Raw genomic sequence first — 9,498 nt, 5'->3', positions numbered from 1 at the left:
CGGTGCAGCAGGTACCGCAACCCGTGCTGCCGCCGCAGCGCACGCCGCCGATGGTTCCACCCCAACCGCCGGCGCAGCAGGTGCCGCCGACGCCGGTGCAGCAGGTGCCGCAACCGGTACTGCCCCCGCAGCGCACGCCGCCGATGGTCCCGCCGCAGCCTCCGGCGCAACAGGTGCCGCCGACGCCGGTGCAGCAGGTACCGCAACCCGTGCTGCCCCCACAGCGCACGCCTGGCCCCGCGACGGTCATTGTCCGGCCCGATATGCGGCCGCCGATTCCGGTGCAGACAGGTCCGGTCGCGATCACCAGGCCAAGACCGGTTACCGTACAGACCGTGACGGTACCGATGCGAGGCCCCGATACTCTGGTGAGACCGGTCACCGATATCCCGCCCCGTCGCGGCTTCGTGGCGGTCGAGCCCGGCCGGCATGACCCTCATGCCCTGCCCAGCTTCGAGGACGATCGCGGGACGCACCAGTGCCTCGCCAGCGGCTTCGGCCGACGGCATGTTCCGGGCGATGGCGACGAGACGCGCGCCGCCGGCGTCGTTCCGATATTACGGACCCCCGACATGGTGATGCGCGACATTCCCGCGTTGCGCCACCGCGGCGCCGAATGCGTGATCCTTATCCGGCGGCGTCACACCGGGGAATGAGGGCCGCGCAGGCCGCCGGAACCTTATCTTGGCTTCATGCGCTCTATTCCTGCCAAGGCGCGACGTTCAGCGCCTCAGAACCGATGGAGTAACCGTATGAAAACGCTCGCTATCATAGCCGCCGCCCTCACCTTCACCGCCACTGCGGCCTGCAACACCGTTCAGGGCGTGGGTGAGGATGTCGAATCGGTCGGTGAAACCGTCCAGGACGCTGCCGAGTAAACACCATGTCCCCCGGCTGCCGCGCGGCGGCCGGGGCCGTTTCCCCCTTTGCGGCAACGCGCATTTGCCCGGCCGCCCGTCTCGCCCTATCGATACCGTCCGATCATAGAGACGAGATGGGGACCTGATCATGCGCATATCGATACTGGCTCTGGCGGCGACACTTGTGCTGGCGACGCCGGTCGAGGCGCAGGAAGACCTGTCGGCACAGGTCGATGCCGATTACGAGGCTCTACTCGAAGACCTGTTCCTCGATTTCCATCGCAATCCCGAACTCAGCTACATGGAAACCCGGACGGCCGGGATCATCGCCACGCAATTGCGCGAAGCGGGCGCCGAAGTCACCGAAGGCGTCGGCGGCACCGGCGTCGTCGGCATCATGCGCAACGGCGAGGGGCCGACCGTGCTCGTCCGGGCAGATATGGATGGCCTGCCGGTCATGGAGGATAGCGGGCTCGACTATGCGTCGACCGCGCGCCAGACCGGGGTCGACGGCGTCGAGGCGCCGGTCATGCATGCCTGCGGCCATGACGTGCACATCACTTCGCTGATCGGCACGGCGCGGCAGCTGGCGCGGCTGCGCGACAGCTGGAACGGCACGGTCGTCCTGATCGCCCAGCCCGCCGAAGAGCGGCTCGGCGGAGCGCGGGCGATGATGGAAGATGGGCTCTATGAGCGCTTTCCCAAACCCGACTATGCCCTCGCCTTTCACGTCTCCGCTGCACTGCCGACCGGCAGCATTGCGATGCAGCCGGGCCTGATCGCGTCGTCCTCGGACAGCGTCGATATCACGATCCACGGCGTCGGCGCGCACGGCGCCTATCCGCATATGGGCATCGATCCGATCGTGATGGGCGCGGAAATCATCATGAGCCTGCAGACGCTGGTCAGCCGCACCGTCTCGCCGCTCGACCCTGCCGTCATCACGGTCGGCGCGTTCCAGGGCGGCATCAAGCACAATATCATTCCGGATCGCGCGACGATGCAGCTGACGGTCCGGTCCAACGATCAGGAAGTGCGTGAGACTCTGCTCGAAGGCATCGCGCGGATCGCGGAGAATGTCGGGCGAATGAGCGGGATGCCCGAGGACCGGCTGCCCGAGGTCGTCGTATCGAACGAGTCCACACCGCCGACGATCAATGATGAGGCCCTGTCCAACCGGCTGCGCGGCGTTTTCGCGGACGGGCTCACCGACGCCGTGCTGCTCGATCCGATGGAGCAGACCGGCATGGGCGCGGAGGACTTCGCCTATTTCGTCCAGCCGGACACGGGCGTCCGCGGCGCCTATTTCAGCGTCGGTGGGACCCCGCAATCGGCCTTCGACGCGGCCGAAGCGGGCGGCCCGCCAGTGCCCTCGCACCACAGCCCCTTCTTCCGGATCGACCCCGAACCCTCGGTCACACTGGGTACGGAGGCGATGGTAATCGCCGTGCTGGACCTGCTGGCGCCGGAAACAAGCGGCGCGGACGACTAGCGCCGGTCGAGCATTCCAAGCGCCGTATCGACGATCGAGCGGGTGCTGTCCGCATCGCGCTTCAGGCGGAAGATAACTGCCGACGCGGTGATCGTTCCGATCAGAAACCGCGCAAGTTCGTCGGCGGGCCTATCGGCCATTATCTCCCCGGCCTGCTGGGCTTCGGCGATCAGCGCTTCGAGCTGCCCTTCGATCGTACGGAAATGATCGCGTAGCAGCGTGTAGATCACGCTATCCTGCTGATAGCCGAATTCGACCGCGCTGTTGGTCACAAGGCAACCGGCCGGTGATGCCGGGTCGGTCGCGATCCCGATAAAGCTCTCGACGAACGCGCGGACCCGCGCCATCGGCGTGCCGTCGCAGGCTTCCGTCGTCTCCTCGAGCGCGGCTTCGAGCTTGGCGAGATAATGGTCATAGGCCTTGTGGAACATAGCCTCCTTGTTGCCGAACGTATTGTAGAGGCTCTGCTTCTTCACGCCGGTTGCCGCGACCAGATTGTCGAGCGACGTCGCTTCATATCCCTGTCGCCAGAAGACGCTAAGGATCGAGTCGAGAACCGCGTCCTCGTCGAATTTTTTCACATTGGCCATGGCCGGCCTCCTGCATTTCCGTCCGTCTTCAGGTCCCAAAATAATTATTTTGACCAGATAGTCAAATTATCTTGACCGTTCGGTCTATTTTGACTATCTGGTCAAATATGCCGCCGGGACAGCCGACAGCACAACGCGAAAATCGGAAAGGAAAGATCATGAGCAATCGACTGACAGACAAGACAGCCATCATCACCGGCGGCACGACCGGCATCGGTCTCGAGACCGCCAAACGCTATATCGCGGAAGGCGCGCGGGTCATCATCACCGGGCGCACCCAGGACAAGGTCGACGCGGCGGTCGCCGAACTCGGCGAAAACGCATTCGGGATTGCCGCCGATTCCACGAAACTCGACGATCTCGACGCGCTCGCCGTCTTCGCCAGGGAAAAGTTCGGCACGGTCGATATCCTGTTCGCCAATGCCGGCAACGGCATGTTCGCACCGATCGCCGATGTCGACGAGGCGCTCTATGCGCGCCAGTTCGATCTCAACGTCAAGGGCGCCTTCTTTACGGCACAGAAGATCCTGCCGCTGCTCGCAAAGGGCAGCGCGATCATCTTCACCGCCTCTGCCGTGCACGCCAAGGGCGCACCCGGCGCGAGCCTCTATTTCGCGAGCAAGGCGGCCGTGCGGTCCTTCGCGCGGACGCTGGCGGCCGAGCTTGGCGGCCAGGGCATCCGGGTGAACACGATCAGCCCCGGCATCGTGCCGACCAATTTCTTCGACAATTCGAATGTCGGCACCGAGACCTTCGACCAGTTCGAGGAGATGGCCGGCAAGTCCGCACCGCTCGGCCGGGCCGGCACGCCGACGGAAATCGCCAACGCCGCGGTATTTCTCGGCTCGGACGAAGCGAGCTTCGTGACCGCAGAGGATCTCGTCGTCGATGGCGGCTGGATGAATGTGTGACCGGGCGCGCGGGCCGGACGCCCCTTCCGCCCGGCCCGCCCCAAACGTGAAAGGATAGGATCATGACTGACATTGCTCTTCAACAGCCCCGCCGCCCCGGTATCGGCTGGGTGGTGCTCGCCATCGCCGCACTATGGGGCGGACTCGTTACGCTCGGCTCGCTCTCGGGCTTTCTCGGGCGGTTTCCCACCGAGCTGGTCGCGCCGGCCGCGGCATTGCTCTTGGGCGGCGTGCTGCTCGCCTATTTCCGGGTCACCGCCTTCCAGCAATGGGTGGCCGAATTCGGGCTGCGGCGGCTGAGCGCGCTGCATATCTGGCGCATCGGCGCGACCGCTATCTTCTTCTACTATGGTGCGCACGCCCTGCTGCCCGAACAGTTCGTGTTCAATGCGGGTTGGGGCGACCTCATCGCCGGTCTGCTCGCGATCGTCGCGATCAGCCTGCCCTTCAGCCTAAAAACCTATTGGACGTTCCACACGATCGGCTTCGCCGATTTCGTCCTCGCGGTGGGCACGGGCATGTTCTTCGCGGTGACGGGCGGACCCGGCATCGAGAATCTCGCCAGCTTCCCGCTCGCGCTGATCCCGCTTTTCGGCGTACCGATCTCAGGCGCCACGCACATCATGGCGTTTCACATGATGCGCAAGGGCATCACGCACTGATCGCAAGAAGACGAGAAGCCGGCGCGCTTGCCCCTCTAGCGCACCGGCTTCCCGCCTGTCCGCTAGAAGCGCATCCGTGCGCTCGCAAAGGCGCGGAAGGGATCGCCGTAAAAGGCGGTCAGCGTGCCTTCGAGGCCCAGCGTCGGGACGAAGCCGCCCATCCCGTCCGGCGCGACGAAGTTGTAACCCGAAACGATATAGCGGTGATCGGTGATGTTCTTCAGATGCACGCCGAGCTGCCAGTGATCGTCGTCCGACGTCCAGACAAGGCTCGCATCCCAGAGTGCATAGCCGGGCTGATCGAGCGGGCTCCGGACTTCGAACTGGCTCGTTTCGCTGCGATAGCTGAGCGTCGTCAGGAAATTGAGATCGCCATCCCATAGCGGCACCGAATAATCGAGCGTGCCGGAGAGCGTCCATTCGGGCGTGTTCTGGAACACGCGCTGGTCGGCAACATCGACGCCGAACGCATCGATAAACTCGTCATATTCGGCGTTGATATAGCCGGCCGCCCAGTTGAAGCCGAGCCGGTCGCCGGCCGCCGCGAGATCGCGGCCGACACGCGCCTGGCCTTCGAACTCGATGCCCCAGATCGTTGCCGCTCCGGCATTGGACGTGATGCCGATAAAGCTGTCATTGACCCCGTCCCCGGTCGTATCGACGCCGACCGAACCCGGAATCTGGATATCGGTATAATCGGCATAGAAACCGGCGAGCGCGAGATTGACCGCGCCGTTCGCCAGCGAGGCGCGATAGCCGAGCTCGAAACTGTCGACCGTTTCGGGGTCGAAGCGCATGAACTCGAAAATATCGGCATCGTCGATATCCCCGTCGCCGTCGAGATCGGGCGCGGCGGTCGTCTGGCCGCGCGGATCGAACCCGCCGCCCTTGAAGCCGCGGGCATAGCTGAAATAGATATTGTGATCGGGCGTCGGCCGGTAGGAGACGGAGGCACGGGGCGTGAACTCCTCGAAGGTTTCCGTGCCGTCGAAATCCGACGTCGTCGCGATCAGCAGCGCATTGTTGCCGCCGAACTGCGCGGTCGGGCCGAACAGGAAGGTCTGGCGCAGGACGCGCGACGAGCGCTCGTCATGGGTAAAGCGGCCGCCGACCGACACGCTCCACTGATCGGTGATGTCGAAGGTGAAATCGCCGAAGATCGACCAGGTTTCGGTATCGACGTCGCCGAAGGTCTTGGCCGTCAGCCCGGGCAACGGGCCGCCGGGCGGCGGAATGATCGCCCCGGTCGTCGCCAGGATCACGTCGAAATCGGTCGAGGCCGTCGCGTCCAGATAGTAGAAGCCGAGCAGGCCCGCGAGCCGGCCGTCATCATAGACGATCTGGAATTCCTCGGAGAACTGGTCGTTCGCATAGGCCGCGGGCACGTCGAGATCGGCCGCCGGGAGGCTGTCGAAATCGATCGGCGTCGTGCTCTCATCGTCGCGATAGGCGATGATGTTGCGCAGCGTGATATAGTCGCTGACCTGCACCTCGATGGTGCCCGAAATGCCCCAGGCCTCGACGCGCTGGCGCGGAAACTCCAAGCCGGCGCGCGTATCGAAGACATTGTCGAGTACCGGCGCGCCGGTAAACAGGCTCGGGATCAGCCGGTGGCCCTGGCGCGGGTTCGACCGGTCATCGGTATAATCGCCCGTGATCCGCACGAAGACATCGCTGTTCGGGGCATATTCGATCGTGCCGCGCGCGGCGAACACATCCTTGTCGTAATTGTCGATGCCGAGATTGAGATTGTCGCCGAAGCCGCCCCGGGTCAGCAGCGCGGCCGCGCCGCCGACATAAAAGCCGCTATCGCCGACGGGGATGGCGAGCGAGGCGATGCCGTCGAACTGGCCATAGGTGCCGGCATTGGCGCGGAATTCGCCGAGCGGGCTATCCTCCAACCGCCGGGTGACGAATTTCACCGCGCCGCCGATCGTGTTGCGGCCGTACAGTGTGCCCTGCGGCCCGCGCAGCACTTCGATCCGCTCGACATTGAACACATCGAGCACAGCGCCCTGCGGCCGGTTGAAATAGACATCGTCGACATAGAGGCCGACGCCGTTTTCGAAGCCGGCGACCGGATCCTGCTGGCCGACGCCGCGGATGAAGGTCGTCAGCGTCGTATTGGTGCCGCGCGAAACCTCGAACGTCACGTTCGGCACGCTTTCGGCGATTTCGGTGATGTCGAGCGTGCCCGTCTGTTCGAGCTGCTCGCCGCTCACCGCCGTGATCGACAGCGGCACCTCGACCAGCGCCTCGTCGCGCCGCCGGGCGCTGACGATGATCGGCGGATTGTCGCTCGTCTCGGCGCCCGTCGTTGTTTGCGCCTGGGCGGCGCCGGGCAACGCGAAGGCGAGCGGCGCAAGGGCGATCCCGCTCAGATAGCGGATGGCGCGGTTGCTGCGATTGGTCATTTTTGGCTCCCTGTCAGATATCGTTTTCATTGGTCGCTGCCTTCCATGAAGGCGCGGACATCGGCGGCGGTCTCGGCCGGTATTTCCTCCTGCGGCGCATGCCCCACGCCCGGATAGGTGATGAGCCGCGCATCGGGGATCGCGGCTTCGATCCGCCGGGCATGGTCGAGCGGGATCACCCGGTCTTCGTCGCCCCAGAGGATCAGCGTCGGCGCGGCGACGCGCGCCAGATCGGCTTCGGGATCGGGCAGGACGAACTCTTCGAGATGCCCGACAAACGCCTCGCCATTGCCGGGGTGCGCCATCATCTGCTGGATCTGTTCGATCCTACCTTCGGGCAGGCGCGCCGGATCGGCGTAAATCTGCATCGCCGAAGCCTGCACGCCGGCGAGCGGCACCGTGAGCAGATAGCCGCGCATCGCATCGGGCACGGGCACCGGATTTTCGGTAACCCCGTAGATCGAATAGGCGCCGCTATCGACGAGGATCAGCCGCTCGACGCGCTCGGGATTGGCGGCCGCGAAACGCCAGGCGACGAGCCCGCCGAAACTGTTGCCGCCCAAGGTCGCGCGCTCGATATCGAGCGCATCGAGCAGCCGCCCGAGCACTTCCACCCGCTCGTCCGGCGCATAACGTGCCAGCGGATCGGGCCCGGTCAGGCCGTGACCGAGCAGGTCGTAGCGGACGATGCGATAGTCGCCGGACAGCCGTTCGGCCCAGCCGTCCCAGCTTTCGAGGCTCATCGTGAAACCGTGCAACAGGACGATGACCGGCGCGTCGGCCGGCCCTTCGAGACGGACGCGAATTTGCGCGCCGTCCATTTCGATCATGCGGGTTTCGGCCGCCGCTTCGCTTGCTGCCACTGTTTGCGGACCGGCGGTTTCGCTCGCGCAGCCGGACAGGGCCATCGCGGCGGCGGCCAGAACGGCCGAAAGAGCAATCATGCTTTTCATTGCATCCCGTATCCGATGGGCGGTGCCCAGAAAGCGCCGGCTATTGCTGCCAGCTTCGCGCCGTTCCTAGCCGCGCGAAAGCGCGCCGGTCGATGACGGGTTCGATCAATTTGAAAGGGACATTTTCGCTCACGACTTCCGTGCGGCGGCGCGATACCCGCTTGGCGACCGGCCGGTCCAAGCGTGAAAAGCGCGGGCGAAACTGCGTCCGTCGCTAAAGCCCAAACTCTCGGCAACGAAGCCTATCGGCTCGCCATCATCGAGCCGCCGCATGGCGATTTGAGCTAGTACGTCCGCACGAAGCTCGCGGAACCGGGTTCCTCGCTCCTCCAAACGACGCCGCAGCGAGGCGACACTCATGCCGAGATGGCGCGCGACGTTACGCTGATCCACGAGTCCGTCGCGTAGCGCTTGGGTCACACGAACGACAATATCGCCGCGCACTGGTTCGCTATCATCTAGGCTATCGAGCGTCCGCGCGATGCCGCCATAGATGGTGCGCGACCCTAACACCGGGCAAGCGGCGGGGTCGACCGGCCAGTCGGCTATCGCGGCATCGTAATGAATGGCGAAATGGCGCGCGCCATGGACGAGCGGCACGCCCCATGCGGCAAGCGGGCTTGGCGCTATCGCCTTCGCCCGCCGGGTGCGCAGACTGCGGACCGGCAGCGGCCTCTCCGTCGTGCTGCTCGATTGCAGGAGAACATGGATGTAGACGAGCAACGCCTCGAGCGAGAAGAGGATGAACGGATCGTCCTTCTCCATCGCATAGGGAAAGTCGCTATCGTCCATCACGAAGCACAGCGCATCGCGCGCCGTCGCCACCCGGTTGTAGCGGCCGCCATGGATGACATTGTAGCTCTCGGCGATCGTATCGAGCATGTCGCGCACGGTTTTCGCGTTCCGCAGCCGGTCGCGGATGAAATCGGACGTGCCTAGCATCAGCGGACGGGCCGACACATGGATCGTCTCGTCGCCGATCGCGAGCGCGATCTGCTCGGTAAGCCGGTAATAATCGGCCAGGCTCGCGCTGCTATCATGCCCGGCATCGAGAAGGTCGGCCGGCAGATGGGCGGCCTCGAGCACGCCCGCCCTGTCCAGCTCCGCCTCCGCGATGATCGCGCCGAGCGGCCGCAGCGTCGCCGAGGCGACCCGCACACTTCCCAGTCCGTGCGCTTCGATCATCATGCGGCACTCTATAGGTGAGCCGGGCGCGACTGTCTTGCGATGGGTCAAATGGCAGGCGACCCGCGCTTGGGATCGCTTCGAAACGATGGTGGAGCTAGGGGGATTCGAACCCCCGACCTCTGCAGTGCGATTGCAGCGCTCTCCCAACTGAGCTACAGCCCCGCACCATCGGTTCCGCCGCTTTCGCGCGGCGGGCGCCCCCTTTAGCTCCGCTCGGCACAAGGCGCAATGGCGTTCCGGCAGACGGCAGACGCCTGTACTGCGTCGGCAGGGCGGCGTACCGCACGATCCTCGCCGCCGGTTATCCAACTTTCCCGGATTTTCTCAGGAAATATCGGAACAATCTCCGGATTAACCCGTTTTATCAATAGATTGCGCGCCGGATGTGGAACGTCCCATCCGTTGAAGCGCATGACAATCCTGACCAA

At 64.8% G+C, this 9,498-nt stretch carries 9 protein-coding genes and 1 tRNA gene; 5 read left to right on the top strand and 5 right to left on the bottom strand.

Translation table 11 applies throughout. From position 1 onward, the window contains the following. The 3 genes from ACTS1Z_RS05490 to ACTS1Z_RS05480 form a co-directional block, all read left to right on the top strand. On the top strand, window positions 1-656 hold a 656-nt coding region (locus ACTS1Z_RS05490), incomplete at its 5' end, for a hypothetical protein (protein WP_442623439.1). Window positions 657-752: 96 nt separating this feature from the next. Further along, on the top strand, window positions 753-878 hold the full coding sequence (locus tag ACTS1Z_RS05485) for an entericidin A/B family lipoprotein (RefSeq protein WP_442623438.1): 126 nt from the start codon (window positions 753-755) through the stop codon (window positions 876-878). Between the two features lie 130 nt (window positions 879-1,008). Next, window positions 1,009-2,352 (top strand): amidohydrolase, encoded by a 1,344-nt coding sequence (locus ACTS1Z_RS05480; protein WP_442623437.1) that lies wholly within the window; start codon window positions 1,009-1,011, stop codon window positions 2,350-2,352. Here ACTS1Z_RS05480 and ACTS1Z_RS05475 read toward each other — a convergent pair. Beyond that, entirely contained in the window at window positions 2,349-2,942 is a 594-nt protein-coding gene (locus tag ACTS1Z_RS05475) for a TetR/AcrR family transcriptional regulator (RefSeq protein WP_442623436.1), read from the bottom strand. The two genes, ACTS1Z_RS05480 and ACTS1Z_RS05475, sit on opposite strands and share 4 nt — an antisense overlap. Before the next feature lie 158 nt (window positions 2,943-3,100). Between ACTS1Z_RS05475 and ACTS1Z_RS05470 the strand changes: the two genes are divergently transcribed. Together ACTS1Z_RS05470 and ACTS1Z_RS05465 are read left to right on the top strand one after the other, a co-directional pair. Next, window positions 3,101-3,853 (top strand): glucose 1-dehydrogenase, encoded by a 753-nt coding sequence (locus ACTS1Z_RS05470; RefSeq protein ID WP_442623435.1) that lies wholly within the window; start codon window positions 3,101-3,103, stop codon window positions 3,851-3,853. Window positions 3,854-3,915: 62 nt separating this feature from the next. Further along, entirely contained in the window at window positions 3,916-4,515 is a 600-nt protein-coding gene (locus ACTS1Z_RS05465; RefSeq protein ID WP_442623434.1) for a hypothetical protein, read from the top strand. Between the two features lie 62 nt (window positions 4,516-4,577). Here the strand turns inward: ACTS1Z_RS05465 and ACTS1Z_RS05460 are convergent, their stop codons facing one another. The 4 genes from ACTS1Z_RS05460 to ACTS1Z_RS05445 form a co-directional block, all read right to left on the bottom strand. Next, window positions 4,578-6,929, bottom strand: a complete 2,352-nt coding sequence (locus tag ACTS1Z_RS05460; protein ID WP_442623433.1) for a TonB-dependent receptor — start codon at window positions 6,927-6,929, stop codon at window positions 4,578-4,580. A gap of 26 nt (window positions 6,930-6,955) precedes the next feature. Further along, complete coding sequence (locus ACTS1Z_RS05455) at window positions 6,956-7,882, bottom strand: alpha/beta fold hydrolase (protein ID WP_442623432.1); 927 nt, start codon at window positions 7,880-7,882, stop codon at window positions 6,956-6,958. A gap of 129 nt (window positions 7,883-8,011) precedes the next feature. Beyond that, complete coding sequence (locus ACTS1Z_RS05450; protein WP_442623431.1) at window positions 8,012-9,070, bottom strand: helix-turn-helix domain-containing protein; 1,059 nt, start codon at window positions 9,068-9,070, stop codon at window positions 8,012-8,014. 86 nt (window positions 9,071-9,156) lie between these two features. Then, window positions 9,157-9,232, bottom strand: a tRNA-Ala gene (locus ACTS1Z_RS05445). Window positions 9,233-9,498 lie beyond the last annotated feature (266 nt).

Source organism: Parasphingopyxis sp. (assembly GCF_052168295.1).
GTDB lineage: Bacteria > Pseudomonadota > Alphaproteobacteria > Sphingomonadales > Sphingomonadaceae > Parasphingopyxis.
Note: the sequence above shows the minus strand (reverse complement) of the source record. Positions and strands in the feature narration are given on the sequence as shown.